Raw genomic sequence first — 26,543 nt, forward strand, 5'->3', positions numbered from 1 at the left:
CAAAACCTTTCTCCACGAACGTTTATTCCCCATTATATCAAGCTCGTATTGCCTTGTCATTTTACATTTCCTGAATTAAATACTATTCTACACTTAGGACTAATTACCTGCATAACATTAAATTTTAAAAGATAATTTACACAGAAATATTACAAATTCTGCAGTTCACCTTATAAAGTCTTCCTTTGCCGAGCTAAGATATAGAGCTTATTAAGTATATCAGTTCGTTTCCAAGTGTTTTAATTTCTGTTTAAGATTATACTAATATCGCTCGTTTAAGCTAATTTATGAAATGAGGTAAAGTATGAAGTTCACAATATATGCCGTTAGCGAGAAAACAGAAAGCTTTTGTCTTGAGGCTATAAAAGAATACGAAAAGCGGCTAGGACGATACTGCACAATTAAGTTAATCTATCTCAAAAGGGAAAATCAGCTTGAAAAGAAGCTTATCGATAGCAGCTATAAGATTATTGTGACCAACACCAAGCAATCGCTGTCGTCGGAGGAGCTTGCGGCAAAGATCAGTGATTTAGGAGTTTCCGGAACATCGGATATTTCCATTATTGTCGGCTCAGAAACTGCACCATACGATGAGACTCTGACGCTAAGTCAAATGGATATGGACACAGGACTCAAAACAACCATATTGGTTGAGCAGCTTTATCGAGCATTCCGTATTATCCATAATCATCCCTACCATAAATAATATGAAATTAATGGTATTGGGAGTATTAAGAAGAATTACTCTAATTTTACCGATGCACCATCTAAAAAGACGAAATTATTGTCGTAAGCATATTTTTGGGATCTTTGACCCATTAAGTGCACTTTGTTGTTGATTGGACTATATCGAGCAGCTACATCAGCAGCACCTGTTCCACCGACCAGTATCTCTACAGATGGCTGTTCTGTTGGTGGATTTGATGCAGATGGGCTTGGTGAGGTTGTGTCCGGTGTGGAAGGAGTTGTTGATGTTGGGTCTGACGTGGTTGTCCACCGCTAATTTCTTTATTGTCATTGCTGTACTGATAAGCACGCCAAAACATTACCGTTGCTTCTCCATGAGTAATCATAGCCTGTGGACGGAATGTGTCATCCTGAAAGCGTGATACAAGGCTATTTTCCACAGCTAATGCAACATAGCTCTTTGCCGATTCAGATATACCTTCAAAGTCCGTGAACATGGCTTCAATGATACTTTGATCCGGCAAACGAGTAGTATCATAGCCCTTAAGTTTAACGATAGCGACAGTCACATCTTCACGGATTGCTGGTGCTGTTGAATTAAATATGTACTTACCATCCGCAGTGCGGTAGCCCGTCATGTAGTCCTTCACTGCCTCTACGAATGGTGATGCCCAGTTTGTTGCTGGTAGATCGGAAAATGAGGAGTAGTTCGCTTTCTTTGATGTAATGCCAGTATGCGGTCATGGGATGGTTCTGGCCCCGCTCCAAAGGAGCCAAAGGGCTATCATATCGCTACTATATGTGCGGACAATTTCATAATAAGAGTAAGACGGTATGCGATCCAATATGATTCGTGCAGATGTAGCAGAGGAGCAGTTGCTTCAAGAACTTGTGAGTGTCGCCTCCAGACCGGAATTGCCCAGAAACTGGCCGACAACATCAACAAGCTTCGTTCCAATACGCCCCCCCTGCTGGCTGAGAAGAAAGCCATTGTAAATGAGATGAACAACTTAGGAAGAAAGCTGTAAAAGCTCGAGGACAATCTGATGAACGACCCTGAGCTTGTTCCTATTCTTAAGCCCAAGATTATGAAGGCTCATCAGCAACATGAACAGCTAAAGGAGAATCTCGAAGCTGTGGGAGCAAAAATTGCTGAGGACAAAAGCACCCCGTTGATCGAACCGCCCTGTACTTCCTACTAAAGCACATTCAGGACAAGCTGGTCGCAGAAGAACAGAAAGCCCTGTTAAGACCAATGGTCGAAAGCATCCCGATTACCCTCGAAGCCCCCCGAGGCAAAGGAAGGCAGGTCAAGGCCATTAATCTTCATTTTGACTTTACTATTGATTGTATCAACCACGATTCTTTTAACCTGCTTAACCACCTTACGACGAAATAATCATATGACTAGGCCGTTCCGGTTGATGCATGGATGCTGGATTTTGACAACAATCTACCGAGGGATAATCGTAGGGATTCCATCATGAAGTCCCTTTCTATTTTACCTTTATAGGCGATACGGTTCACCCCGATTAATCTTCACCGCCCGATAAATTTGTTCCACCAGCACCAATCGCATCAGCTGATGTGGCAAGGTCATTCTTCCGAAGCTCAGCTTCTGCTGGGCACGGCGGAGGACTTCGTCAGAAAGGCCGTGACTGCCGCCAATGACGAAGACAACATGGCTTGTGCCGTAGGTGCCGAGCTTGTCCAATTCCTCTGCGAGTTCTTCCGAGCTCCACAGTTTGCCGTCGATGGCGAGCACAATAACATGTGCTTCACTTTTCACATGGGCAAGAATACGCTCGCCCTCTCGCTCCTTGACCTGTCGAACCTCCGCCTCGCTCAGTGTATCGGGAGCCTTTTCATCCGCTACTTCGATCATTTGAAACTTAATGTATGGGCCCAGCCGTTTAGCGTATTCTTGAATGCCCATGACCAAATACTTCTCTTTTAACTTCCCCACACCTATAAGCTGAATAAACAAATTCCATACCCCTATCTATGTCGAATGATAATGTAAAATCGCATTTACGAGCCCATACATGAAAGATACCTTTAACATAGTTATTTTAGCACCTGAAACGTCTCTTACCTATCTATTTCCTCTCCACTACGAGCCTATTCCCTGTTCAGATCATAGCGGATCATTCATTTACGCTCTTCACAATGAAATGCTATCCGTTTCGTATTCATCAAGACACTGCATTAGCAGCTGCCGATATTTGCTGATTTGTTCCGCTGTCGCTGACTCCCGCAATGATTCGAACAATGCTGTACATTTCTTGAAATTACGATCGTTACCCGACTGATCAGCTAGTTGCATCGCCTGTAAAGTAAGCCTCACTGCATCCTGTAATTTATCATACTTCCGATAGTACAAAGCCAAATGATAGCAGTAGCTATAATAGTAAGATACGTTCTCTGAGTCTTCATAACTCCCGAATTCATCAATCTGCTCTGCAAACGTATGTAAAATATCTCCTACATCCAAATGATACATAAGCGCTGCCTGTAATATGGTATTCAGCCCCGGTAATATTTCCTCTAGATTATCCTGCAAAAAGGCTACGTACTCCTCGACAAGCTCTATATTTCCAGACAAAATATCTACTGTATATAAATTAGTTTTGGCTAAAAACCTGAATTCCTCCACAACCTGATTGTCTTCTTCCTTTAAATCCTCCATCCACCCCAGCTCAGCATACTTATAGATGCACTCCCTTGCCTGCTCATATGCACCCTGGTTCTGGTGAGCCATTCCACACGTCAGGTGACTGAGCCCAAAATAATATACCAACGGACGTTCTAAATTGACATGTGGGATGGATAATTTCATTGCTTTATGATACTGCCGTTCTTCGTAGATACGCTGGACACATTGATACAAAATATCCGCCGTCTCCATTACCTTTTTCCAATTTTCAAAAGCCACAGTCATCTCCAACATTTCAACAATAATGTCCGGTTTGAGTGATTTCAGGATAGAAGTTCTCAAGAGTAGCCCCTCCTTATATTTCCATTCATAACCAATTGTATAGAAAGTGAAAAAGGAGGTCAATATAAATAGTACTTAAAAGTACAGTTTTATATGTATTTATTTTGTATAAGATGGTCTGTAACGATATTCTCTCCTCTTCTAACCTTAAGTGGAGGTGATTACATGAGTTTACCAGAAAGTGTCGGAAATCGGATACGGGAGCTAAGAAAAGCTAAAGGATGGACACAGGAACAACTGGCAGAAGCTGCAGGACTTCATTACAGTTATATTGGTGGAGTAGAACGTGGAGATCGAAATATTTCATTGGAGACGTTGGAAAAAATAATTCTAGCATTAAACGTTCCACCCTTTGAACTTTTTCAATTCGATGAAAATACGGATCGAAAACAGATCATAAATGAACTTATGGTGCTCATAAATTCAAGAGAAACAACAGAGCTCGAAATTCTTACTACTATAACTAAAAATATTGTTGGTTTAGTTGAGTTACAACAAAAAAAGAATTGAACAGTTCTCTTCTACCTGACTTTTACACTTCATCTTCCATAAGCTTGTTATGAGGTGGTTATATGACAGAATTACGCAAGCAGATGGGAATAAGAATCCGTGCTATTCGAAATGCAAAGGGACTTACACAGCAAAAGCTAGCTGACATCGCAAGCTTGGACTATCGATATATTGGTGCATTAGAAAGAGGCGAAAGAAACTTTTCGATTGATACCTTGGAGAAAGTGTTAACCGCCTTAAACGTGTCTATCAGTGAGTTAATGTTTTCCAAAGAACATATGACTGAAGACGAAACTATCAGGCAAGAGGCGATAGATGAGTTTGTAGCGTTGACCAGCAGATTGAATGAAGAACAAATCGGCATTCTCAGACGAGTTAGTAAAGAAGTTTCACGTGCGTTCGACTAAGCCATTCCACCCTAAAAAGCCTTAAATAAAAACAAAAAAGAGCACCGCACAGGTGCCCTCTAAACCTTTTATAAAAATACTTAAGCATACAACATAAAAAAGCTCACATCATGTCCCAGCTGCTTCAAATAATTATAAATCTGCGAACGGTGATGGAACACATGGGTTACGGTCTCAATCTGCCATTGAACCTGCAAATGTCCATGCTCCATATAGAAGGCCTTCGTCGAACGGTTCAGATAATCGTCTTCGCTAAGCGAAAGAATGTAAGCCTTATAGGCTTCAAAATTCTGCCTGAAAGTCGCAGCCAAGCGCTCGGGATCTTCCACCCCGGATAGGCTGTTTTCAATGCTTCCCACTTCACCCTCAGACTTCTCCTGCATTATCGCAAGATCCGAAGCTGGAATAAGTACAAAGTGATGTACTAACTCCAGTAGTGAGCGGAAATTGTCCTGTGGGCGAAAGCCCCAATCCTCTGGGCGTATTTTACGGATCAAGGCTTCCCCCGTCCGTACTCCCGTCTCCAGCTCATTCAGCAAATGATCTCGAACTTGCAGCGTTCCACTCATATTCACATCTCTCCTTTGCCATTCTTATTCATATTTTGAGTATAGCCGAAGCCTCTGGGCGTGTATTGTAAAAATCGGACAACTTCCGGAAATCCTTAAGCGCAGTAAGCGGAGAATCGCCATAAAACCTGCGGAAATCGCGGATTAAATGCGCTTGGTCGAAAAAGCTATGCTTCAATGCCAGCTCCGTCCAATCCAGACCCCCGCCGCTTTGGATACTGTGCAGGACGCTCTGGAAGCGGACGACTTCACTGAACTTTTTGGGGCTGATTCCGATCCATTGTCCAAACTTACGATTAAGCTGCCTTTCACTGATCGCCTCACGCTCCGCAAGCTCCTTAACCCCCACACTCCCACCGCTCACAAAGATGCGATGCAGCAGGTTTTTCATCAGATCACAATCGTTCGTGCGTTGGCGCAGCAGAAGCCGGTTAAGATACTCATCCATTATGCGCACCCGTTCATTGAAATTCTGTGCTTCCAAAATGCGCTCACCTATGACGGCGATGCTTTCGGGCCAGAGATCTTCCAAGCGGTAATTACCGCCTGTAAACAAGTGAGTCGGCATCCCGTGAAAATAATGTGCCCCGCCCGGAAAAAATCGAACGGCAAAAATACGTGTCTCGGACCCTGCTTGTCTGGCAGACACAAACGGTTGCGTAAATGTCCCACAGTACGAGAGTTCCTGACGCTTACTCACCGGATCGTATTCTAATAGAATATCCGTACAGCCGTCAGGTAATACCCGCTCCATGGTTTCTTCCTGCGGCAAGCTTAACAAAGCGGTGTCTTCGCACGAAGCTGCTAGATTCTCTTCTACCACCCTATTAGCCGGACCGGACTCCCAATAACAGGCCACGTAAGCTTTCAGCGCAGCAGACGGCTTTTGTTCGATATAATACGTGGAGAGATCACTTCCATTGACTTGAAGGGGACGAAATAGTGAATGCAGCAAAGGGTCCATCCATCGTTCACTCCTGTCTCAGCACGTGGTGGGAATAAATATATAGCTCTATGTATGGGGTATTTTTGCAATAAATCCTGATATACAAAAAGGACGTTTCTCCCCGAAACGCCCGTGCTTGTTTTTTAGACGACCAAAAACTCTGCTTTCTTCTCACATTCCTTGCACTTCACTGGAGGGTCCCAATCCGAAAATTTCGTTTCCTTGAGATCGACGACATCCGGTGCATCCTCGTATTCATCGACGAACATATCAATTGCCAGTTCCACATGCTCTTTACATACCACGTACATTCCAGTTGCATCCCTTTCCGTTTGAAGCTCTTCCTGTTGTAGGTGTGCCAAAACCGCCTTCTTTTGTTCTACCACACTTGACGCAGAAAGGAAAGGGCTTGCTTTTTACCCCAATCGTCTGGTTGTAAAAATAAGAAAATTAGTGACATTCAGGTCCTCGTGAAAATGGGGATATTTTTCCAACATTTCGGCAGACGGCTTGGGTTCGATCATCCCTTCCAACAGTAAACCCGCCTCAATAATGGTCTGTACATAGCTGCCCAGCGTACGGTGAAAGTATAAAAACTTTTCTTCCTGATCATAAGGGATTGCTTGCTCCAGTGGACCTTCGTTGAAATATTGATTCACTTTCCAATACAGCTTTTTTCCTGTCTCATCCTTCACCCAACCACTCTGCGGTGTCTGAAAGCATGGATGCAGAATAGAAAAAATAAAGCGGCCCCCTGGAACTAATAACCGCTGCATTTCGGCAATCGCCTGCTCATAATGGGCCAAGTCCTGGATGACCATATTGGACACGATCAGATCAAAGCTCTGGTCCCCGAACATCTCCAGCTTTTCCAGATTGCCATGGTGATATGTAATTCCCAACGCTGACGGCGTTCGCTCTCTTGCAAGCTTCAGCATCTCTGTCGAGTAATCGACGGCTTCCACCGATGCACCCGCCTTGGCCATTTTCCGGCTCAGATAACCTTCGCCACACCCGGCATCCAGCACTTTTTTGCCCCCGAGAGGTCCCATACAAGCTTGCAATGCCGGATTTAGCAGTACCTCGCGAGATCGATCTCCTTCCTCAGTGTACTTGGCAGTAAAGTTTTCTGCATGCATATCCCAGCGTCGAATGGCCTCTTCCGTGTCCCACTTATTCATATTCATCTCCTTCTTTCTTTTGTATTTACAAATCCGATGCTATACTACAATCCACGTAGGGCCATAGATTCTACACTCATTTCTGTATTTTTTCAATAATAACGCTTACAAAATTAAAATATCTAATTAACACATGATTTTTACATGAATTATACAGGTATTCCATATTCAAATAGTGTGGTAGTGTTTTATTGGAAAGCGCTTTCAAAAATAACTTTGTAAAGGGGCCTGTTATGTTAAAACGAAGACCCGTTTCATTGCTGTCGTTGACGCTTGCCATCACTCTATTGTTATCTACGTTCGCATCCGTTGCCGCTGCTGCCGAATCTGACGGACAAGCACCGCAAGCTGCGGCTGCGAGCAGCATGCAATCGTATGTGGAAGCCATGCAGCCTGGATGGAATTTAGGAAACTCGCTGGATGCTGTCGGAGCGGATGAGACAGCCTGGGGCAATCCGCGCATTACCCAGGCGTTGATCCAGCAAATTGCTGCCCAAGGTTACAAAAGTATTCGTATTCCCGTCACCTGGGATAAGCACATTGGAGCAGCACCCAACTATACCGTTGAGTCTGCCTACATGAACCGTGTGGAAGAGGTTGTTCGCTGGGCACTGGATGCCAATCTGTACGTCATGATCAATATCCATCATGATTCATGGACGTGGGTAAGCAGTATGGAGCCCAAACATGATGAAGTGTTGGCTCGCTATAACGCGTTATGGACACAAATTGCCCAGCGCTTTAAAGATCAACCTAACAAGCTGATGTTCGAAAGCATTAACGAACCCCGTTTCTCCGAAGGAGGGACTACGGATGAAGCGAAAATGAACCAGATGCTCCAAGAACTGAATGTATCCTTCCACAAAATTGTCCGTGCCTCTGGCGGTAAAAATGCCACTCGCCCCCTTGTTCTGCCTGGCTTGGATACATCACCTGCTCAGGCCAAAATCAACGAGCTGTACAACACGATAACCAAGCTGAACGATCCCAACCTGATTGCAACCGTCCACTATTATGGCTTCTGGCCTTTCAGTGTGAACATTGCCGGATATACTACATTTGAGAAAGATACCAAGAACGATATTGTTCAAACCTTTGATAACGTCTATAACACCTTTGTAGCCAAGGGAATCCCAGTCATTGTTGGTGAATACGGCCTACTCGGCTTCGATAAAAATACAGGCGTTATTGAACAGGGCGAAAAGCTAAAATTCTTCGAGTTCCTGACCTATTATATGAAAGAGAAAAAAATAACAGGTATGCTCTGGGATAACGGCCAGCACTTGAACCGGACAACGTACAAATGGTCTGATCCTGAACTCTTCAATGTCATTAAGTCCAGCCTAAAAGGACGTTCCTCCAATGCAGCCAGTGACCTCATTCACTTGAAGAAGGGCACTCCTGCTCAGGATGGCAAGGTCATTTTAAACCTGAACGGCAATCAGCTGAAAACACTCAGTGTGGGCGGCAAGCAACTGACACAGGGCACCGATTATGCGCTGAGCGGAGACACATTAACCTTAAAGGCCAGCTTGCTCACTAGCCTGACCACTTCCGGTAAATATGGGGAGAATGCCGTCATTACCGCTAAGTTTAACAAGGGGGCAGACTGGAATTTCAAAGTAGTCGTGTATGATACTCCAAAATTAAGTGCTGTCGAAGGGACTACACAAGCCTTTACCATTCCAACGGACTTCCGCGGTAGCCAGCTTGCCACGATGGAAGCCGTTTATACCAATGGTGGCAATGCCGGTCCACAGGATTGGACACCTTATAAAGAGTTTGGCAATACCTTTGCCCCTGCCTATGATGCCAATGGCATCAACCTGCTACCTGAATTTTTTAATAGTGTAAAAGATGGTGAAGTCACGCTGAAGTTCCATTTCTGGAGCGGCGATGTGGTGACATACAAAATCACTAAGAGCGGAACCCGTGTGACGGGAACGACATCTTAATCTAAGGCGCAGCAGAAGATCGAAAAAGGCGTTCCCGGGAATAAGCCGGAGAGCGCCTTTTTATAGTTAAACCTATAATCATACCTTAGCCTTCCGGCTTATCTGTTAATTTTAACGTCACCGTTTCTTCCTTGCCTGCCCGGTAAAAAGTAACTTTCAGCTCATCGCCAATCTTCTTGTTATCGTACAAGTAGCGACGCAAATCAAGCGTAGAGTTAATCGGTTCGCTATCAAACGCTGTAATGACATCGTTCAGCTTCAAGCCAGCCTCCTTGGCAGGACCGTGGGCTTCCAGAACGACAGCCCCATTCTTCACGCTGTCCGGCAACTTGAGCTCCTTGCGCTGAGTTTCATCCAGCGGTGCATATTCATTATTGAGGTCGACCGTGTATACCCCCAGATAAGGGCGAGTGATCTTGCCGTCCTCAACCAGTTCATTCACCGTCTTCATCACCTCATTGGCGGGAATGGCGAAACCAAGTCCCTCAACACCTGTATCAGCGATTTTCATCGTATTGATGCCAATCACACGTCCGTCCAGATCGACTAGGGCGCCGCCGCTGTTTCCCTCATTAATCGCCGCATCGGTCTGGATAACATGCTGCTCCCAGTCATACACGCCATCCTGGTTAATGGAAATCGGAATGATGCGATTCGTATAACTCACAATACCGGAGGTAAGCGTGTCTCCCAGGCCGAGCGGATTGCCAATAGCAATGACCGTCTCACCCAGACGAAGTTTACTGGAGTCGCCAATATCCGCTACCGTGCTAATGCCTTTATCGTCCACTGCGAGTACAGCGATATCACTAATGCGATCCTTTCCGATCAGCTTTGCCTCTTTTCTGACGCCGTCTACCGTTACAATATCCAGATCATCTGATCCTTCGACCACATGGTTATTTGTCATAATGAAGGCTTTGCCTGAACTCACTCGGAAAATAACACCCGATCCAAGCGCGGATTGTTCCGTGCTTTTCCCCTCTTCCTCTTTCAGGTTCACGATGCTGACGACGGCTGGGCGCACCTTGGCTGCCGCCTGCACAATCCGGTCATACGGATCACCCGCTGCTTGCCGCAAGGGATAGTGACTGGCTCCGGTTACCGCTGTAGTGGAGGGCAGACCTGTAATAAAGCTGAACAGAAGCACAGCAACCACTGCACTGACTGCACCGCTAATGACAGCAGCTTGCACCGGACTTACTCCACGCTTCCTGTGTGGCCAACGTCCCCGTCCTCCACGGCGCGCCTTAAATGCCATTTTTTTAGCCGCACGTGTGGATACCTTCGTTGAATAAAAATCGTCCTCAAACAAGCCCATGCTAATCCTCTCCCCTTCGTTGTCATGCACCGACACTCACTAAAAAATTAGGGCTATTCGGGCTTGCGCCAACCTATGCTACAGAGAACCTGCTCCGTTGAACATCTCAAATGGATTGAATATCCCTTATCATCGGAATCCAGCAACCAATCGTTCCGGCCTACTTATTAATCACCACAAATGGTGCCTTCCTAAGCAACCGAATCTCATAAATTAGCATACACGCCGAATCTGACTCCGAATAGAGGAAAAAAGAGGAATGATTTCCAAACCAATGGACTACAATAGTAACAAGTCTTCTATTCTATTACAAAATGATCGTCTCATAGAGACGTTCTGGCCTGTTCCCGTCCGCTTAAAGCTGCCTATACTTTCGATGAGAGCCTTCCTTCAGAAAGCTTTCCGTTGTTAGCTTTATTGTATCACAGCACCCAGCAAAACCACAGGCAGAACCAAGCTCATTGCACGCCATTTCTAAAATATTTTTACAGGAGGAATATATGATGAATTCACATCGTTCGGCTATGGATGAAGTTCGCATGGCTGCCAAGCTTGCGGATTTGAAAGACGAGCATTACCGCAATACACTGGCGCTAAGTACATTGATTGAACTACTGGTGGACAAAGGCGTAGTGACCCGTGAAGAGGTAGAACGCAAAGCCGCCGAGCTGGACAGCTTTATGGCTCACTTACCTTATCCCAAGGTGTAGGACGATCATAGTACGTATCGCACAATCGAAACTCACTGTCCTTGTAAAAACAGCCGCGGTCTTCCATCGCCCCACGTACAGTCAACTTCGCAAGTTCCATCATATTGTGGTCGCGGCTCAAATGTGCCAAATACGTTCGCTTCGTACGACCTGTCAGCAGCTCGCTAAGAATCGCGCCCGCCATCTCATTGGATAAATGACCGATATCGCTGAGAATACGGCGCTTGATGTTCCACGGATAACGTCCCATACGCAGCATTTCCACATCATGATTAGACTCCAGTACCAATACGTCCGCGTCTGATATCGCCTGTTTCACTTTGTCGCTGACATAGCCGAGATCGGTCGCTACACTGAGCTTCTCTACCCCATCATAAAAGCTATACCCTACAGGCTCAGCCGCATCATGGGATATGCCAAAAGACTCCACGCGTAATGACTCAAATTCCCGCGTTGCGCCTGTCTCCAATATTCTGCGGTTATCGTCTGCGATTTGCCCAACAGCATTGCTGATGGCAAACCATGTCTTCTCGTTAGCATATATAGGTAAATTATATTTACGCGCCATGGCGCCTAGTCCTTTAACATGATCTGAATGCTCATGCGTGACCAAAATACCATCCAACTCTTCTCCGCTCAGATCGCGTTCTTTCAGCAATTCGTCAATACGCTTCGCGCTGAGACCTGCGTCGATGAGCAATGTCGTGTCTTCGTTCCGCACAACGGTAGCGTTGCCGGTCGAACCGCTCGACAGCACGGTAAATGAAATCCCCATATCTGTTCAAGACCCTTCTGTATGTTCTGTCTTTGGACTAATGACATCTCCGTTCATCTGCACATAATACACACCTTTCCCGTTGTCCAGCATAAACCGCCACACGGGGGCAGCCACCTGGCTATCGGAGTTAAAGGTCTGTCCGTAATAACCGAGCCGGATATCCTTCACAATCGTATCACGCGGCAAATAGCCATCGATCAGCCTTGCCAGTGCTTTGGACGCAGGCAGCATTTTCTTTGCCTCATCCGAAGGCTGGAGATCGACCTTAATTTTGCGATACCCTGTAATCTTCTGATTGCTGTAAAACAGAGCCAGCTTCACATTAAATAGCGGCCATTTGCCCTGAACCAGCGGATGAAGTACAAAAGCATCTGCTTGTCCGGATGCCAATTCCTCCTGAACATCCAGCGGATCGTACTGAAAGTTATCGATATCCTTGATTTGTGGCTCCAATGCCTCAACTAGCGCGTCATGGGTGAATACCAGTTTGCTGTCCACCGGCTTCACCAGCTGCACACGATCATCCTTTTCTCCACTATGAACGTATGTGTAAGAAAGTTTAGGCAGCTGCGGGGTATCCCCGGGAATCGGAGCCAGCACCTGAATGCTTTTCTCTTCCATTAAACGCTGCGTATTTTCATCCAATGAAGTAAAATCCAGATTCGGCCCTGCCGTTTCCTGCGCATCATGCCACAATTGGTAACCCAATACCACATTGAGCAGCAAAAATGTACAGATCAATACGTTTTTGGCGCGGCTCCAATCCATTCCCGTTCCCCCTTCCTGTCACCTCTTTGTCTCCCGGTCTGGCTTCGTTTGTGTTGTGTTGGATGCTGTCGTTACAGGAACAGCATGAATTTCTGCAACAGAACCGTCACTGAGCGTAACGTGCCACTCAGGAGCAAGCTTCAATCCATCATTGGTCAGCTCCGGCTGATATACAGGAGTCAGCTCACGAATCGTCTTCCCTTTTGCTACACTCTCCAGTTGCTTCTTCAAGGGCTCGCCACCCAGCAGCATAACCTTCTTCGAGGATTGCTCTCCTCCCTTGAGATACAGTAGCGAACGTTCATAGACAGAAGCCGTTTCCTGCTGGATTTGCAGCGAAATCGTACCAAAGCGGAATGATGGTGTGTCCAGCACCGGATAAGCACCATAATACTGCTGAAACATCACAGTCGTACGATTTTCATCGCTGCTTCTTAATTTCATTTGGTACGAAGCATCCCAACCGCCATGCTGATTCACAAAATCAACTGCGGCCAGTACATCCCTAATTGGACTGCTTCCACTTGCCCCTGGCGCACTGGGATCGGTATAGCTCATCCATCGTTGCTCCTGCTTGATTTGCAGACTACGCTTGCTATCCGTGTAAATTTGTGAGCCGTCCTTCTCCTGAATATTGCGGGTAATCCCCGGATCGAAGAACAAGTTCCGCTGCATTTGCTCCGTCGTAAACAACCCGGCATACACCACAGGCTGCACAGTTTCCAGGTCATTCACGGGAATGTAGTACTGATTATCCACCAGCTCGTACAACGGGGCATTTTCACCGAAATTCACATGCTGCCGAATGTCCTCTACCGTCATATCGAACTGGTTCGCCTCATACACCACATCGCCTCTGGCACTGAAAAAAAGCGCATGCGGCTTGGCATTCTTTTCGTCTATATAGATCCAAATGCGGTTAATCGTCTCTCCCTGAAACACCGAATCCGGCGTCAGACGCATGACCCGCTCCAATAATGAAACCGGGACTCCGCCTGAAAAGGATAATTCGATGCCTTCATTTTCGCTGCGAATCTGCGCCCAGTCCGCCGATTGGATACTTCGACGTTGGAAGTTGTTAAAGCTCCGGCTTTCCAGCCGTGTATAAATTAAATCGTAAAAAGTAACACCCGGATAAAAAACGGTATGCTTCTTCTCACCTTGGTGAATGAGCATTTTATCAGGAAACACAAGGTTCTCAATCTTTTTCTCCTGCCCCATGCTTTCGGTTTTGACATAGTTCGTTTCTGAAGTGAGTACAGAATCACTGCCTGGAAGGCGGTAAATCAAAAAATAAGTCTGTACCAGGCTGGAAGCAACCAGCAAAATAAGCGTCCAGGACTTCAAACGTTCCTTCACTGTGCTTCCCTCCCTTCACTCGACATGGGTAGCGTAAAGGTCGTACAGGTTCCCTGACCGTATTCCGATTCCAGAAAAATCTGGCCCCCATGCGCCTTTACAATTTCCCGGGCAATCGACAGTCCCAGTCCCGTACCACCCATATTGCGCGATCTCGCCTTGTCTACACGATAAAACCGTTCAAAAATCCGGTCCAGATCTTTTTTGGGAATACCAATTCCGGTGTCTTGTACCGAAATGGACAGCATTCCCTCACTGTTGCGGCGAGCTTCAATCCGAATACTCCCGCCATCTGGCGTATATTTCAACGCATTGGACATCAAGTTGTCCAACACCTGCTCAATTTGGTCCCGGTCGATCACGACCTTACCGATTCCCTGCTCTACGAACATCCCTGAGCGAATGTGCTTTTGCTTCATTTGAAAAGAAAACCGATCTGCGACCTCGTCCAGCATCTCCATCACATCCGCAGGCTGCATCCGCAAAGGCGCCTCATTGGAATCGAGCCGTGACAGATGCAGCAAATCCGTAACCAACCGGATCATACGCTCTGTCTCGTTGCGGATCACGCCTACAAAACGCTCCGCGAGCTGCGGTTCAGCCATCGCGCCGTCATCCAGCGCCTCAGCATAGCTGCGGATGGTCGTCAACGGAGTGCGCAGCTCATGTGATACATTCGCTACGAATTCCCGCCGTGTCGTCTCCATTTCCTCCTGCTCCGTCACGTCCTGGAGCACGGCAATCGTCCCCGTAATGCCAAATTCCCGCCGATGAATCGGCGTGAATGTCACACGGATGACGATGGGTTCATCCTGACCGGCTGGCTCCAGCTGCAAGAGCGTGGAGGCCGAAGATCCGCTATACAGGGCCTCGGTTTCCTCCGGGTCGATCCCTAGTAGTACCGCGATATGCCTGCCGGTCATTTCGTTTTCGTTCACGCCCAGCATAGCGCTGGCCCGGCGGTTGACCAGAATGACCCGGCCATTGTCATCGGTAGCGACCACACCGTCGCTCATATTGGTCAAGATGGAGGAGAGCTTCTCCTTCTCCTCTTCATTTTGAGACAGTGCCTCACGCAGACGGCCTGTCATATAGTTAAAGGCCACGCTGAGCCTGCCGATCTCATCATCCCCAAATACAGGCATCTGCTGGTCAAATTTTCCTTCCGCAACCTCTGTTGCATGACGTGTCATCACCTTAATCGGGTGCGTAATCGTGTGGGCCAATACCACGCCCAGCACAGCCGTTAGCGCCAGCGCAATGAGCATACCTGAGAGAAACACATTGTTAATGCGTTTCATCGTATCGTAGAGCTCGGTCATCGAAGCGGCGATGTACACTGCGCCGACAATCTTGCCTTGGCTGATGACGGGCTTGGCGACGACCTTCTTGCGGACGTTATCTTCGTCCACCATGTATTCCTCGTTATCACGGATACCTTGGAGTGCGCGGCTGACCACTGTCTGCGTATTTTTGCGTCCAACATAATCGGCGTGTGAACCTTGGGAAGTAATTAACACTTTGCCGCTGGCATCCAGCACCTGAATTTCCGCGCCGCTGAAATCAAACAAATTATTTACGCGTGCCCGCAGGCTTTCCACGCTGTCTTCTTCCATTTTGCCGTCACTGCCACTCAGATCCTGCTCCGCCAGCACGGACAGCATCTCCGCCCGTGCTTGCAAATCCTGCGTAAAATTACTCGTGAGAGAGTTCTTCATCGAGCTGACAAAATAAACCCCAATCAGCTGCATAGCCACCAAGATTAGTAACACATAGATAATAATCAGCTTTGCATGAATGGTACGAAAGAAAGACAGCCATCTCATGCCCGCAGGCCACCTTTGCCCCCGCTCACGATATATCCAAGACCACGGCGCGTCAGGATGGTCTCCGGCTTGCTCGGGTTCTCCTCAATCTTCTCGCGCAACCTCCGAATGGTCACATCTACTGTCCGCACATCCCCGTAGTATTCGAAGCCCCATACTGCCTGGAGCAAATGCTCCCGCGTCATGACTTTTCCAGCATTCTTCGCCATATAGTGCAATAGCTCATATTCGCGGTGCGTCAGGTCAAGCGGTGTTCCGTTTTTGTAAGCTGTATACATATCTGTATCAAAAAAGAGGTCGCCCACGCGCAGCCCCTGCTTATCCTCCTGCGGCCGGTTTTCCGACGTGCCTGCCCCGCCACGTTGCTGTCTGCGCATCTGTGCCTTCACTCGTGCCAGCAATTCCCGTGTGCTGAACGGCTTTGTCACATAATCGTCCGCGCCCAGTTCCAGCCCCAGCACTTTGTCGATTTCGCCGTCCTTGGCGGTCAGCATAATAATCGGCGTCTGAAGCTGATGCCCACGTACCTCGCGGCATACGTCCATGCCATCCATGCCCGGCAGCATCAGATCCAGCAGAATCAGGTCAGGCTGCTGCTTGACCGCGATATCCACCGCGCTGATTCCATCGAAGGCGCAAATCACCTGGTAACCCTCTTTTTCTAAATTAAATTTCAAAATATCAGCGATTGGCTGTTCATCATCCACTACCAGAATCGTTCCCTGCATATAGCGTTCACCTCTCTTCACGGATCATAATCTATAATTAACTTTCGTTTGTCAGTACCTATAAGATGTTTATTCTATTCTATCATACCCGTGCGCCATTCCATTACTTCTCCAGACCCTTTTCTTTACGCAGAAAAAAACCATGCCTGCACCTACTGTTAAGCATGCAGAAAAACATGGCCTTTCCCCTTGATCCTCATAAATCATGTAACTCTCGATATAAACATCCAACCTATCTTAAATACGTCATTGGATTGCGTGGCGTATTATCTTTACGAATTTCAAAATGCAGATGCGTTCCAGTCGAGCGTCCCGTGTTCCCCATGACCCCGATCGACTCGCCTTGCTGAACCACCTGTCCTACATGAACGCCAATGCTGCTCAAATGCCCGTACACGGTTTGGTAGCCGTTGCCATGATCGATCATAATGACATTGCCGTATCCATTCTGCTGACCTGCAAATGATACCACGCCTTCATCGGATGCGTGAATGTCAGCACTACCGACCAAGTCGACACCCTCATGCATACGTCCCCAACGTGCGCCAAAGCTACTCGACATCGATGCGCCGGACACCGGCCAAGCAAACTGCCCTGAGCCTTCTCCCACAACCTTCGTTCCTCTAAGAACCACCTCAGTAATAGACGGCTGCAGCACCTTTTGACCAAGCCATTCCTCTTGCACGACCTCACCGTTCTCCTTGGTCAAACGATAGTCCATCTCTTTAAGACCTACTTGTCCTGGTCTGACTACTTTGGTAACCCCTGCCTTCAGTTCATCGCTCTGGCGAATCTCAACCTCAGGCTCGATGGCAATCTGTTCGACGACCTTCTCTACTGTTCGCACCGTAACCGGAGCCTTTGGAGCAGTAAGCTTCAATTCATCTCCAATTTGCAAATATAGCTCACGCGAGCCGGGATTGTTCTGCTTAATCTCCCAAGCGGTCATATTAAATTTAGTTGCAATCGACGACAAAGAATCGCCTTCTTGCACTGTATACGTGATAGGAGCCTCACGCCCCTCAGTCAACACTTTGACTGCTTCTGCCTCCGTCAGTACCTTGTTCGGGTCTGCTTTCACAGGCTCGTACGCGATTTTCTCACGGATACTGGCAGACTCCAGCCATGCTTTAGGGGTTTTAGTACTAGCACTCGCATGGCTGCTGCCTACGGATGTTTTGCGAACCAGCCCCTTGATGCCTGTAGATGTTCCCTCACCCACAGGTGTGTACTTCTTCTGTACTTGCTTTAAAGCCGCCTGTGCAGTCGCTTTGTCCTTTACAATGCCAACCGTCTGACCGTTGACCTTCACTTCTACCCCTTTGGCATACGCTGTCAGCATACCGTCCAGTTTCTTCAGCGTGGCCGCACTGTCGATATCCGCTTTATATGCCTTCTCAATGTCTGTCGTTACCGCGCTCGTATTGAGCACCATATCCACGCCGGGATACTTATCCTTATACTGTTTGCTCTTCGTTGCGTATAGCTGTTTAAGTTGTTGCTCATTCAAGATATTTCCGACCTCGACGCCTTTTACATACACTTTATAATAAGGAACTGTGTTAGCTCCGACATACTGATTACTCGCAAAAATAAGACTGCCTGCAATCACCACACCGCCTGCCGTCCAGCTCAACCATTTTCTCCGACCGCTCCACCACTTTGCTATTTTCCCCGCTTCCACAGCAGGCTTGTCTGCAACGTTTGAAACTGCATTCCTGCTGCCTGGTGAATCCTGCTCCTTCAAAACCTTCATGACTCTCTCCTTTTCAGCATATCTTATCTCTATATAAATGCGTTCGTTATTGGTCTTTCACACTATGAATTTAGCCTGTATTCACAAGCATCTATGATATTAGTCGCTATCTACCATTGCATAGTTGCGTAAAAGGTTTCAAAAATTTAACCTTTTTACAACACTGTTTACTTTAACATAGCCTTTACAAAGAATTCAACTACACTCCAATTCCTTCCTGGCACGCAAAAAAATCCGCGCATGGCGCGGATTCTACAGTCCTATTTGGAGCATAAACATTTCCCCTGAATTCAACGTTATTTATTCAGGATTTTGCAAAATACTCATTTAAGCAAATCCATTAACTTGTTGTATTCCTCTTTGGTCAAATACTTCGCTAGCACCTGCTGAATATCCTGAAGCTCCTGCTCGGTGAGACCGCCTTCCATCGCAGCTGATATCTTCTGCATCTCCTCCGGCGGCAGCTTATTCATCAGAATCGCAAAAATCTCCTGCTTCTGTGCCGCCGGTAAATTGTTCTTCTTTTCCGTCAAATGGTCGGGCGTAATAACCAAATCATGGCCTTCAATACTTGTTTCAGGTGTAGCTGTTGTACCTTCTGCCTGCTTCCGAGACTCATTGCCTGATGTTCCCGCCGACGTGGCACCCTCCTGAGATGCCTTGCCATTGGCTGCGCCACCAGCCTCACTTCCGCTTTCTTCTAAGCCCTGTCCCATGACAGGCAACGCATCATCAGGCGGTGTTACACTTCCCGAGTTGCTCCCTGTCGTCTTGTTCTTCCCCGTGTCTGTGCTTTGGTCCGTACCCGCATTGCCCTTTAGCCAACCCAATCCCCATATGGGCTGATGATCAAGCTGAATGTTAAACTGCCGCAGCAGCGATTGAACATAAGCATTAACGACTACACCTGTCACTGCCAGCGTTAGTGCGCTAACCAACACGACTGTCATTCCTTTTTTGAGCAGCCATCCAAGCCACCTCATATCCCGTTACCTCCTTATACGCATCCTGCCATGTGTGTATCATCATGAAGTGCATATAGATCAGTATTGACGAGATATGACGATTTTTAACCCATGGAATATGTAAAACTAGCACAATTCAATAGGAGATGCCACCTTCTGATCGAATCAGCGCGTACGACGCACCCAGAAACGGAAAATGTCACTGCGGACATAATCCAGAGAATACAGCACTTGCCTGTTCATTTCATCATAGTGAAGCTGCTTCAATAGTAATACCGTAGCCTGCGGATGCTTCAACAGACGCGTCATATGTGCATCGTCATAGTTGGGAACGGTAAGCTCGGAATACGCTCCGACGATTCGTACCCCCGCCTTGAACTCAAGACTCTGAAAAAGCGAGCCTGAAAAAGAGTCACCTTCCAGAATGGGTCCGGCTAATTTCTCTGGCATCCAGTTGATAGAGTGGGCTACAGCCTCTCCGTTGGCAGTGCGTGTACGCTCTAGAGCAATCATGGGCTCATTCTCGGAAAATCTCATCTGTTCGGCAATATCAGGAGGGCAAACCGAAATTCTCTGAATGGATTCTAGCTGCTCGTCTTCCCGTAACCCTGCCGAACGAATCATGTCCCCGATGCTGTACAGGCGGTCGAGGGAGCTTGGAATACTCGGCAGCGGGCAAGTCGCAAACGTGCCACTCCCGTGTTTTACAAGCAGCTTACCTTCCGATTCCAGTTGGCGAATAGCTCCCCGTAGCGTCGTACGCGAGACACGAAACGATTGGGAAAGTGCAGTTTCCGACGGCAGCCGATCCCCCGGACCCATTTGATTAACCTTCATATATTCTTCTATACGCTGCTTTATGTTCTCTTGTTTTGTTGACACCGTCCGAAGCCCAGCCTTTCTATTGTGTTAAGCCATATAAATCGGATTCGTAAAAGCAATCATCATCACGCAGTCTTCCATGCAACCGTAAAGCTCGGCTCTTATCCAGACCTTACCTAGCGGATCTTGCAATGACAGCGTATATTCTCCTGTGTGAGCAGGGATCTGAATCTCGGAGCATATTCCGTGACTACTTGTCAGCAGAAGACGAAGATTCTGAGGCTTGAGGTTGTAATGGGCTGCTCTTGCTTCCACATCCAATTGAACCGTCACAGATAGTGAATCTTCTACAGTCAGCTCTATGCATTCGCCGATGGGATAACGATGTTCTCTGCCCTTAATCTGTGCCCACATCGTCAGTAACGGTCCCATCGTAACTGACACTGAACCGTGGCGAATCGCCTCAACTGCCCGGTCTGCTAAACCTTCTCGCTCTTCTGCTTCATCATGAACCCCCAGATACGTAACAGCCGGAAGCGCATCATCCGGTTTAGATACATGCCAGTCCCGACCGCTTACCGCAGTGATGCGATACCCCTGATTCAACAAATCGGTCCACATGGCAAACGCCCGCTGGCTATCTCGCTTAATAGATGGCATAAGCGTTGACCAGACTTCTATATAATCCACCTCATGCCAATCCTGAATCGTGTATTCCCAAAAGCACCCCGTACAGATCGGACTTCCGATCCTGAACGGATGGGCAATCCCCGCAATGCCTCCCTGCTCATGCACCTGCCGAATCCCCTCATGGATGTCATCTGGTCCCAGCACACGCCAGTCGATAAAGCGGTCAACCCCAAGCGTCAGCATATGCCCGTAAAAGGTCGTCCACTCCATCCCTGAAATGATCGGGAGACCAAACTGCCGCTGAACCTGTTCCTGATCCGCAAGTGCCGATTGCGTGTTGTGATCCGTCATAGCGATGCACTCAAGTCCCAGATCCACTGCGCTTTGAACAAGCTCCTCCAGCGTTTTCTTTCCGTCGCTGTGAAGCGTATGGGTGTGAAGCTCAGCTGGAATCCATTTAAGCATATGCTGCTTCCTCCCCCAATACATGAATTTGGTAGGCAAGCGTCTCGGTTACAACGGCATGCAGACTGACCGTAATCCGCCACATGCCCGCCGGATTATCTCCTGCGAGGAATCCCGGCGAAGCCGTAGACGAACCGAGCCAATGCTCCTGCTGCATCTCGGGAAGGTGCGCATTTCCACGGTGACGGAGAGGATCATCGACAGACAGCGTTAATAAATTTTGCAGCGGGATATACTTCTTCCACAGATCGGATGAATGCCCCGGCTCGTCGTATCCGTATTTGCACATGCTTTCCTCAATGATTCCTCGTGCTTGCTCTTGATCCTCCAATAACTTAGGCGTGTAAGAGAAGTGAATACGAATCGTTTCAGTCGGCTGTGGAATATGGAAGGAGTACGTAATATGGCTCTGGGTGCAGGTTCTGTCGACCGTGCCCTCCACATACAGCAGTCTGCTCATGACTCCCCATCCTGGCTAGACAGTTCATCCACAACATGCTTTACCATATCATTCACAGGATGTTCTTCATCACCCGACATGTCTTTGTCTGCCGCCCATAAAACACCCACGGGTTGAAGCCGCGTCAGCTTAATCACCCGGTCTGTACGAATACCCGGGAACTGCGGGAGATTATCCTCGTTTAACGTAAAAGCACACAGGCCGGCTACTTCCATGCTGTCCGCACCGCCTTCCAGCAATACGGCTCTGATTTCAGCTATATCCTCGAGCACAGCCTCTCCAGATAGCTTGATCGTGGTAGAAAAATGTGACTCTGCCCCCTCATAAGCGGCTCTAAATTCCCCGAGTCTCAGATCATGATGGCAGGATGAATACCACTGCTCCGAGCCGTGAAGGCGAAGCTGAACATCGACACAGGCATCTTCCTCACGCCGATTGAAGCCAGGCTTGAACCCTGGAGACAATTCTCTGTCCGAATCCCGCAAGGGGCGTTTGGAAGTCTGGATAAACACATAGCTACGCTGGTGTGCAAGTGTAATGGAAGACGCTTGTGACGGCATTTCCAGCTCCTGCTGACGTTCCATCTCCCACCCAGTGACCTGATAGGCAAAAGGAAAACGGCTCATGACCGCCTCACGTGGCTCTTCCTTTGGTTTCCACTGGAAAGCAGGTGGCAGCATAAAACGATAGTCCGATGTGATGTCATCCTTAAAGTTTCCATTGGTGGTTGCGGATTGGAGAACAGGATGCCCGCCTAGATCATAATTTCCATTAAACGCAGTCGTAATATGATGTGCCCCCTGGAAAACAGCTTCCAGAACGTTGCCTTCCGCATCCAGCTCGACGCGGTACATCCATTCGATATCGGTCGTTCTTCCCCATTTGCTCATAAGCAGCGGCGCGGGCGTTCCCTCATCTTCATGGCTGAACATCATCTGATATTCGATGACTGTCTTCTCCTCATTCCCTTCCACGGAATAGAACAAAACAAGCGGTGTATCCGTAAAGCGATTCTCATAGGGATGTGATAGATTGCGGCCATATAAAAGCGGGGTATGGCGATAAATCAGCGATCTTGGAGAGGAATCAGCCACGCAGCGCAGTTCAACCCCGTCGATCCATGCTCGAGATACAAGCGGAGCCGATTCCAGTTCGCGAAATTCGGCATAGACCTCATAATCGCCTTCTTTTAGATATCCCAACAAACGGGTATACACTCCCTGACTGCTGCCATAGTACAAAATGACATCTTGATTATAGGCTTCATTCAGGTAGAGGCGTACGAAGGCAGATTCTCGATCTTTCGCAGCCCAGTCACTGTCTGATCTGGCGAACAGATCAAGCTCCGCGTATCCGTCTTCTGGCATGGAGAACCTAAACCGGAACCCGTTTCCCGGGCTGAGCTCAACCTCCGCCTTGTGTAAGGCAATCCGATAACCGCAATCCAGCAGATCCTTTTCCCACACTCGCCCACTAAACCCGGTAATTTGCACCTCTGCTTGGCTGTTCATCCCTGTAACCTCCTTAGTGTATAACGGCGGTCTAGCTAGCATCCGCATCCTTCACCATTGTCCGAATATAAAAGTAGCCCATAAAAGAACACAGTAAAAACATAAACACTGCCATTGCGCTGGCCGTATGCGTCTCCTGATAGCTGGAAAACACCTGCTGCATCGCAACACCCAGCACCTGCGGCGAGTTGGCACCGATCAGGAAGGGAGCCGTAAAGCTGCCCATGATTCCCATAAAAATGAAGGTCACCGCAACCCACATCGTTTTGTAGGAAAGGGGTAAAATAAAGCGCCCAAACAGCTGCATCGTGCTGGCTCCGGCATCTCTGGCGCTTTCGACGACAGCGTTTGGAATGCTGGCAAGTGCCGAGCTGAGCAGCATGGTTGCGAACGGAATGTTGAACCACAAATTAGCCAGCACCAGCCCTTTGTAGTCATAAATAATCCTCGGAATCGTCTCAATGCCAAGCGGCAGCAAAAGACGTGCAGCCCAACCGTGATTGCCATACATCGTAATGATCGCATACGTTGCAATTACACCGGGAACAAACATCGGAATAAAATACAAGCGGCCTATCCACTTCACGACAACTCCTTTGCCGAATCTCAGATAAATCGCCAAAGCATAGCTGATGACCAGAGTAAGGGCCGTCGAGACTAACGTGACATTAATCGTATACATGATATTTCTACGCATGGCAGGTTCCGTGAACAGCCGAATATAATTGGCCAGACCGTAGCCCGTTCCATATTGATCAATCAAGCTTTCCTTCACGGCATAAAGAATCGGAATAATAACGACGACCAGCAAAATGAGAAAAGACGGGATGACCAGAGCAAGCCCCAGCATCCCCCTTTTGGACAATGAACTCATGCTCAACCGCCCGCTACTTCACTTTGCCAGCGTTTGTAGATTTCCTGCTGAAGCTCTCCGCTGTTAAAGCTGCGGTATCCAGAAGATACACTGTTGAATTTCTCTTGCAGTTCCGTTGGCATCAGATTCCACTTAATCCCCGGATAGCCGTACATTTTATTAATAACCACCGTTTGCGCTTCAGCCGTCAGTATATAATTCAAGAATTCCTGGGTTGCTTCTTTTTTGGAGGAAAGTGAAGGAACCATCAGATAAGAGGGGCCACCTGTAAAAGCAGGGTCGATCTGTGTCAGCTTCACCGTGTCTGGAAGCAGCCCTTTAGCCAGTTGTTCGAGCGCCATATCAGACCAGGCTGGAACCATGTCTACCTCTCCACTTGCTAAAATATCTAGCGTGCCTTGGTTCTTCTTAGGATAGACTCCTTTTTGGTACATTAAAGGGCCCAGTTCCTTGAGCAGTGAGAAACCTTGATCCCATTTTTTCATATTTGCCGGATCATCACTGTTCATTGCCTCTGGCGGAAGGAAATTATAGATAACCGTGTTCACAAATGAGCTGCCTGATCCACCTGTGGACGGATCATTATAGGCAAACTTGCCCGGATGCTGGCGAATCCACGTGTACAGCTCGTCGGCTGTTTTCGGAGGTGTCGCTACTTTTGCACTGTTATAGGCAAGGACAACCGAAGAAGCACGGTATGGAATGGCCTGATTGTTGACTTGCTTGAGATACGTTTCATCCACATTCTTCAAATTTGGAACCTTGGCAGCGTCCACCGTTTCCCACAGTTTCTCGCCTACCCCTTTAGTGATGTCATCCAGACTGCCTTCGTACAGGTCGATATCTGTATCGGTTTGTCCGCTTTTCTTGGCTGCGATCAGACGGTCCAGTGTAGATGCACCTCCGGTTCCTGCTGGCAAATACACCAGTTTGACCTTAACGTGATCATTTTTAGCTTCAAAGTCCTTGATTAACGTTTCCCACAGCTCTTTAACGTTCAGAGACCCTCCAGTGTACAAGGAAATTTCCGTTGTTCCCGTAGCGGCTCCCGCTTTGGTAGACTTGGCTTCCCCTGTAGCCGTGGCGGCATTACCGCCGTTTCCACAGCCAGCCAACAACGATAAACTAAGTACCCCTGCCAAAACCAGACCCATATTCTTTTTCCCAAACACGTTGTTGCCTCCTTTAGATAGTTGCACAAGTTCGCAGCATCACCAGATGATGCTTTCGTGATGGACATTGATGCGATATAGAGGTTGATCGTGAATCTTCACTGTGCTGCTGGAAAAGTAACAATTTTACTGAAGCTGAATCTGATATGCTCTCCACTGCGCAGCTCGGTCGCTCGTTCACGCGGCACAAACATTTTCAGATGATGGGTACCGCTATCCAGCGAAACTTCCGCATAATGCCCAAGAATCATCACTTGTCTGATCGTTCCGGCTAGAGAACCTTTTTCTTCCGTCGTCAGAACAATATCCTCTGGTCTTACACCAACCATGGATTCGCCTGTGTATTCATGCTCTTGTGCAAACGGTATTCCGCTCACAGAGACACTGCGACCTGTACTCACCCCCTTTAATAAATTGATCCGGCCAATAAAACCTGCTACAAAAAGTGACTGTGGCTTGTCATAGATCTCCTGCGGTGAAGAGAGCTGCTCAATTCGGCCCGCATTCATAACGACGATGCGGTCGGAAATGGACAACGCCTCCTCCTGATCATGGGTGACGAACACCATCGTCATCCCCGTCTGGGTCTGGATATCGCGCAGCTCCTCTCTCATCTCCATACGCAATTTGGCATCAAGTGCGGAAAAGGGCTCGTCCAGCAGCAATACATCAGGCTTTAGCAGCAGAGCCCGAGCGAGTGCTACCCGCTGCTGTTGACCGCCCGAGAGCTGTCCCGGCGTTTTACGCTCTGCGCTCTCTAGCCGAACCAGCGCTAGCGCTTCCTTCACCTGACGGTCAATCTCTGTCTTCTTCACCTTTCGAATCTTCAACCCGAAAGCCAGGTTGTCATACACGGTCATATGCGGCCACAAATTATAGCTTTGGAACACCATAGCTGTCGGGCGCTTTTCGGGCGGCAGCTTGAGTACGCTATTACCCTGAATCTGAATGTCGCCACTGTCCGGGTCCAAAAAGCCGCCAATGGAGCGAAGCACGGTTGTTTTACCACAGCCGGAAGGTCCCAGCAGTGTCACCAGCTCTCCCTTCATCACGTCAAGTGAAATGCCTTTGACTCCGTCTCCTGTCTTGAAGCGCTTGGTTAACTCTTGAATGGATAATTGAATGGGCATTAGCTTAGGCTCCTT

General features: G+C 47.8%; 27 protein-coding genes. 5 read left to right on the forward strand and 22 right to left on the reverse strand.

Features of this window, described 5'->3' with window-relative positions; all coding sequences use genetic code 11:
• Positions 1 to 304 precede the first annotated feature (304 nt).
• A complete protein-coding gene (locus ACYCSE_RS08970; RefSeq protein ID WP_459702073.1) occupies positions 305 to 706 on the forward strand; it encodes a 23S rRNA (pseudouridine(1915)-N(3))-methyltransferase RlmH in 402 nt (133 codons plus the stop codon).
• A 187-nt stretch (positions 707 to 893) separates the two neighbouring features.
• On the opposite strand, the gene ACYCSE_RS08975 is transcribed toward ACYCSE_RS08970, so the two are convergent.
• The 3 genes from ACYCSE_RS08975 to ACYCSE_RS08985 all read right to left on the reverse strand — a co-directional run bounded on the left by ACYCSE_RS08975 (position 894) and on the right by ACYCSE_RS08985 (position 3,685).
• Positions 894 to 1,325, reverse strand: a complete 432-nt coding sequence (locus tag ACYCSE_RS08975; RefSeq protein WP_459702074.1) for an S-layer homology domain-containing protein — start codon at positions 1,323 to 1,325, stop codon at positions 894 to 896.
• 869 nt (positions 1,326 to 2,194) lie between these two features.
• Complete coding sequence (gene rlmH / locus ACYCSE_RS08980) at positions 2,195 to 2,674, reverse strand: 23S rRNA (pseudouridine(1915)-N(3))-methyltransferase RlmH (protein WP_216974483.1); 480 nt, start codon at positions 2,672 to 2,674, stop codon at positions 2,195 to 2,197.
• A 177-nt stretch (positions 2,675 to 2,851) separates the two neighbouring features.
• A complete protein-coding gene (locus ACYCSE_RS08985) occupies positions 2,852 to 3,685 on the reverse strand; it encodes a DNA-binding protein (RefSeq protein WP_459702076.1) in 834 nt (277 codons plus the stop codon).
• Positions 3,686 to 3,850: 165 nt separating this feature from the next.
• Here ACYCSE_RS08985 and ACYCSE_RS08990 point away from each other — a divergent pair, with 165 nt between their 5' ends.
• Both ACYCSE_RS08990 and ACYCSE_RS08995 read left to right on the forward strand, forming a co-directional pair.
• Positions 3,851 to 4,195, forward strand: a complete 345-nt coding sequence (locus ACYCSE_RS08990; RefSeq protein ID WP_103049735.1) for a helix-turn-helix domain-containing protein — start codon at positions 3,851 to 3,853, stop codon at positions 4,193 to 4,195.
• Between the two features lie 62 nt (positions 4,196 to 4,257).
• Positions 4,258 to 4,602, forward strand: a complete 345-nt coding sequence (locus ACYCSE_RS08995) for a helix-turn-helix domain-containing protein (protein ID WP_459702077.1) — start codon at positions 4,258 to 4,260, stop codon at positions 4,600 to 4,602.
• An 80-nt stretch (positions 4,603 to 4,682) separates the two neighbouring features.
• On the opposite strand, the gene ACYCSE_RS09000 is transcribed toward ACYCSE_RS08995, so the two are convergent.
• The 4 genes from ACYCSE_RS09000 to ACYCSE_RS09015 all read right to left on the reverse strand — a co-directional run bounded on the left by ACYCSE_RS09000 (position 4,683) and on the right by ACYCSE_RS09015 (position 7,298).
• A complete protein-coding gene (locus ACYCSE_RS09000) occupies positions 4,683 to 5,171 on the reverse strand; it encodes a DinB family protein (RefSeq protein WP_459702078.1) in 489 nt (162 codons plus the stop codon).
• A 28-nt stretch (positions 5,172 to 5,199) separates the two neighbouring features.
• Entirely contained in the window at positions 5,200 to 6,135 is a 936-nt protein-coding gene (locus ACYCSE_RS09005) for an AraC family transcriptional regulator (RefSeq protein ID WP_459702079.1), read from the reverse strand.
• Between the two features lie 125 nt (positions 6,136 to 6,260).
• Positions 6,261 to 6,428 carry a CxxH/CxxC protein gene (locus ACYCSE_RS09010; RefSeq protein ID WP_013373879.1) on the reverse strand — a complete coding sequence of 56 codons (168 nt, stop codon included), beginning with the start codon at positions 6,426 to 6,428 and terminating at the stop codon, positions 6,261 to 6,263.
• Between the two features lie 105 nt (positions 6,429 to 6,533).
• A complete protein-coding gene (locus ACYCSE_RS09015; protein WP_459702080.1) occupies positions 6,534 to 7,298 on the reverse strand; it encodes a class I SAM-dependent methyltransferase in 765 nt (254 codons plus the stop codon).
• 233 nt (positions 7,299 to 7,531) lie between these two features.
• On the opposite strand from ACYCSE_RS09015, the gene ACYCSE_RS09020 reads away from it, so the two are divergent.
• A complete protein-coding gene (locus tag ACYCSE_RS09020; protein WP_459702081.1) occupies positions 7,532 to 9,253 on the forward strand; it encodes a cellulase family glycosylhydrolase in 1,722 nt (573 codons plus the stop codon).
• A gap of 85 nt (positions 9,254 to 9,338) precedes the next feature.
• Here the strand turns inward: ACYCSE_RS09020 and ACYCSE_RS09025 are convergent, their stop codons facing one another.
• Positions 9,339 to 10,574, reverse strand: a complete 1,236-nt coding sequence (locus ACYCSE_RS09025) for a S1C family serine protease (protein ID WP_414125938.1) — start codon at positions 10,572 to 10,574, stop codon at positions 9,339 to 9,341.
• Positions 10,575 to 11,077: 503 nt separating this feature from the next.
• On the opposite strand from ACYCSE_RS09025, the gene ACYCSE_RS09030 reads away from it, so the two are divergent.
• Entirely contained in the window at positions 11,078 to 11,284 is a 207-nt protein-coding gene (locus tag ACYCSE_RS09030; protein ID WP_025723164.1) for a hypothetical protein, read from the forward strand.
• Here the strand turns inward: ACYCSE_RS09030 and ACYCSE_RS09035 are convergent.
• The 14 genes from ACYCSE_RS09035 to ACYCSE_RS09100 form a co-directional block, all read right to left on the reverse strand.
• Positions 11,253 to 12,059 carry an MBL fold metallo-hydrolase gene (locus ACYCSE_RS09035; RefSeq protein WP_459702082.1) on the reverse strand — a complete coding sequence of 269 codons (807 nt, stop codon included), beginning with the start codon at positions 12,057 to 12,059 and terminating at the stop codon, positions 11,253 to 11,255. The two genes, ACYCSE_RS09030 and ACYCSE_RS09035, sit on opposite strands and share 32 nt — an antisense overlap.
• Before the next feature lie 6 nt (positions 12,060 to 12,065).
• Positions 12,066 to 12,830: a two-component system regulatory protein YycI gene (gene yycI, locus ACYCSE_RS09040; protein ID WP_028540969.1), complete on the reverse strand. Its 765-nt coding sequence runs from the start codon at positions 12,828 to 12,830 to the stop codon at positions 12,066 to 12,068.
• Positions 12,831 to 12,848: 18 nt separating this feature from the next.
• Positions 12,849 to 14,189 (reverse strand): YycH family regulatory protein, encoded by a 1,341-nt coding sequence (locus ACYCSE_RS09045; protein ID WP_459702085.1) that lies wholly within the window; start codon positions 14,187 to 14,189, stop codon positions 12,849 to 12,851.
• Positions 14,186 to 16,015 (reverse strand): cell wall metabolism sensor histidine kinase WalK, encoded by a 1,830-nt coding sequence (gene walK, locus ACYCSE_RS09050; protein ID WP_160788382.1) that lies wholly within the window; start codon positions 16,013 to 16,015, stop codon positions 14,186 to 14,188. The genes ACYCSE_RS09045 and walK overlap by 4 nt, the downstream gene beginning before the upstream one ends.
• Positions 16,012 to 16,743 (reverse strand): response regulator YycF, encoded by a 732-nt coding sequence (gene yycF, locus ACYCSE_RS09055; protein ID WP_459702087.1) that lies wholly within the window; start codon positions 16,741 to 16,743, stop codon positions 16,012 to 16,014. The genes walK and yycF overlap by 4 nt, the downstream gene beginning before the upstream one ends.
• Before the next feature lie 232 nt (positions 16,744 to 16,975).
• Positions 16,976 to 18,499, reverse strand: coding sequence for a peptidoglycan DD-metalloendopeptidase family protein (locus ACYCSE_RS09060; RefSeq protein ID WP_459702089.1), 1,524 nt, complete (start codon positions 18,497 to 18,499; stop codon positions 16,976 to 16,978).
• 323 nt (positions 18,500 to 18,822) lie between these two features.
• Positions 18,823 to 19,482 carry a hypothetical protein gene (locus tag ACYCSE_RS09065; RefSeq protein WP_061830429.1) on the reverse strand — a complete coding sequence of 220 codons (660 nt, stop codon included), beginning with the start codon at positions 19,480 to 19,482 and terminating at the stop codon, positions 18,823 to 18,825.
• Between the two features lie 147 nt (positions 19,483 to 19,629).
• Positions 19,630 to 20,301, reverse strand: a complete 672-nt coding sequence (locus ACYCSE_RS09070) for a GntR family transcriptional regulator (RefSeq protein ID WP_069080189.1) — start codon at positions 20,299 to 20,301, stop codon at positions 19,630 to 19,632.
• Positions 20,302 to 20,373: 72 nt separating this feature from the next.
• Positions 20,374 to 21,381: a CehA/McbA family metallohydrolase gene (locus ACYCSE_RS09075; RefSeq protein ID WP_459702090.1), complete on the reverse strand. Its 1,008-nt coding sequence runs from the start codon at positions 21,379 to 21,381 to the stop codon at positions 20,374 to 20,376.
• The gene (locus ACYCSE_RS09080) at positions 21,374 to 21,841 is read right to left on the reverse strand and encodes a hypothetical protein (protein WP_254349772.1); all 468 of its coding nucleotides are present in this window, start codon (positions 21,839 to 21,841) and stop codon (positions 21,374 to 21,376) included. Before ACYCSE_RS09080 ends, ACYCSE_RS09075 begins: the two co-directional genes overlap by 8 nt.
• On the reverse strand, positions 21,838 to 23,352 hold the full coding sequence (locus ACYCSE_RS09085) for a hypothetical protein (protein WP_459702093.1): 1,515 nt from the start codon (positions 23,350 to 23,352) through the stop codon (positions 21,838 to 21,840). The genes ACYCSE_RS09080 and ACYCSE_RS09085 overlap by 4 nt, the downstream gene beginning before the upstream one ends.
• A gap of 31 nt (positions 23,353 to 23,383) precedes the next feature.
• Positions 23,384 to 24,226 carry an ABC transporter permease gene (locus ACYCSE_RS09090; protein ID WP_165178318.1) on the reverse strand — a complete coding sequence of 281 codons (843 nt, stop codon included), beginning with the start codon at positions 24,224 to 24,226 and terminating at the stop codon, positions 23,384 to 23,386.
• Positions 24,227 to 24,228: 2 nt separating this feature from the next.
• Positions 24,229 to 25,398 carry an extracellular solute-binding protein gene (locus tag ACYCSE_RS09095; protein ID WP_459702094.1) on the reverse strand — a complete coding sequence of 390 codons (1,170 nt, stop codon included), beginning with the start codon at positions 25,396 to 25,398 and terminating at the stop codon, positions 24,229 to 24,231.
• 98 nt (positions 25,399 to 25,496) lie between these two features.
• Positions 25,497 to 26,528, reverse strand: coding sequence for an ABC transporter ATP-binding protein (locus tag ACYCSE_RS09100; RefSeq protein WP_254328005.1), 1,032 nt, complete (start codon positions 26,526 to 26,528; stop codon positions 25,497 to 25,499).
• Positions 26,529 to 26,543: the final 15 nt, after the last annotated feature.

It is taken from the genome of Paenibacillus sp. SEL1 (assembly GCF_054602535.1).

Excerpts from the sequence above, each read along its gene's own strand:
- ACYCSE_RS08970 (WP_459702073.1), top strand. The coding sequence starts at position 305 with ATGAAGTTCACAATATATGCCGTTAGCGAGAAAACAGAAAGCTTTTGT.
- ACYCSE_RS08975 (WP_459702074.1), bottom strand. The coding sequence starts at position 1,325 with ATGACGGGCTACCGCACTGCGGATGGTAAGTACATATTTAATTCAACA.
- ACYCSE_RS08990 (WP_103049735.1), top strand. The coding sequence starts at position 3,851 with ATGAGTTTACCAGAAAGTGTCGGAAATCGGATACGGGAGCTAAGAAAA.
- ACYCSE_RS08995 (WP_459702077.1), top strand. The coding sequence starts at position 4,258 with ATGACAGAATTACGCAAGCAGATGGGAATAAGAATCCGTGCTATTCGA.
- ACYCSE_RS09000 (WP_459702078.1), bottom strand. The coding sequence starts at position 5,171 with ATGAGTGGAACGCTGCAAGTTCGAGATCATTTGCTGAATGAGCTGGAG.
- ACYCSE_RS09005 (WP_459702079.1), bottom strand. The coding sequence starts at position 6,135 with ATGGACCCTTTGCTGCATTCACTATTTCGTCCCCTTCAAGTCAATGGA.
- ACYCSE_RS09010 (WP_013373879.1), bottom strand. The coding sequence starts at position 6,428 with ATGTACGTGGTATGTAAAGAGCATGTGGAACTGGCAATTGATATGTTC.
- ACYCSE_RS09015 (WP_459702080.1), bottom strand. The coding sequence starts at position 7,298 with ATGAATAAGTGGGACACGGAAGAGGCCATTCGACGCTGGGATATGCAT.
- ACYCSE_RS09020 (WP_459702081.1), top strand. The coding sequence starts at position 7,532 with ATGTTAAAACGAAGACCCGTTTCATTGCTGTCGTTGACGCTTGCCATC.
- ACYCSE_RS09025 (WP_414125938.1), bottom strand. The coding sequence starts at position 10,574 with ATGGGCTTGTTTGAGGACGATTTTTATTCAACGAAGGTATCCACACGT.
- ACYCSE_RS09030 (WP_025723164.1), top strand. The coding sequence starts at position 11,078 with ATGAATTCACATCGTTCGGCTATGGATGAAGTTCGCATGGCTGCCAAG.
- ACYCSE_RS09035 (WP_459702082.1), bottom strand. The coding sequence starts at position 12,059 with ATGGGGATTTCATTTACCGTGCTGTCGAGCGGTTCGACCGGCAACGCT.
- yycI (WP_028540969.1), bottom strand. The coding sequence starts at position 12,830 with ATGGATTGGAGCCGCGCCAAAAACGTATTGATCTGTACATTTTTGCTG.
- walK (WP_160788382.1), bottom strand. The coding sequence starts at position 16,015 with ATGAGATGGCTGTCTTTCTTTCGTACCATTCATGCAAAGCTGATTATT.
- yycF (WP_459702087.1), bottom strand. The coding sequence starts at position 16,743 with ATGCAGGGAACGATTCTGGTAGTGGATGATGAACAGCCAATCGCTGAT.
- ACYCSE_RS09060 (WP_459702089.1), bottom strand. The coding sequence starts at position 18,499 with ATGAAGGTTTTGAAGGAGCAGGATTCACCAGGCAGCAGGAATGCAGTT.
- ACYCSE_RS09065 (WP_061830429.1), bottom strand. The coding sequence starts at position 19,482 with ATGAGGTGGCTTGGATGGCTGCTCAAAAAAGGAATGACAGTCGTGTTG.
- ACYCSE_RS09070 (WP_069080189.1), bottom strand. The coding sequence starts at position 20,301 with ATGAAGGTTAATCAAATGGGTCCGGGGGATCGGCTGCCGTCGGAAACT.
- ACYCSE_RS09075 (WP_459702090.1), bottom strand. The coding sequence starts at position 21,381 with ATGCTTAAATGGATTCCAGCTGAGCTTCACACCCATACGCTTCACAGC.
- ACYCSE_RS09080 (WP_254349772.1), bottom strand. The coding sequence starts at position 21,841 with ATGAGCAGACTGCTGTATGTGGAGGGCACGGTCGACAGAACCTGCACC.
- ACYCSE_RS09085 (WP_459702093.1), bottom strand. The coding sequence starts at position 23,352 with ATGAACAGCCAAGCAGAGGTGCAAATTACCGGGTTTAGTGGGCGAGTG.
- ACYCSE_RS09090 (WP_165178318.1), bottom strand. The coding sequence starts at position 24,226 with ATGAGTTCATTGTCCAAAAGGGGGATGCTGGGGCTTGCTCTGGTCATC.
- ACYCSE_RS09100 (WP_254328005.1), bottom strand. The coding sequence starts at position 26,528 with ATGCCCATTCAATTATCCATTCAAGAGTTAACCAAGCGCTTCAAGACA.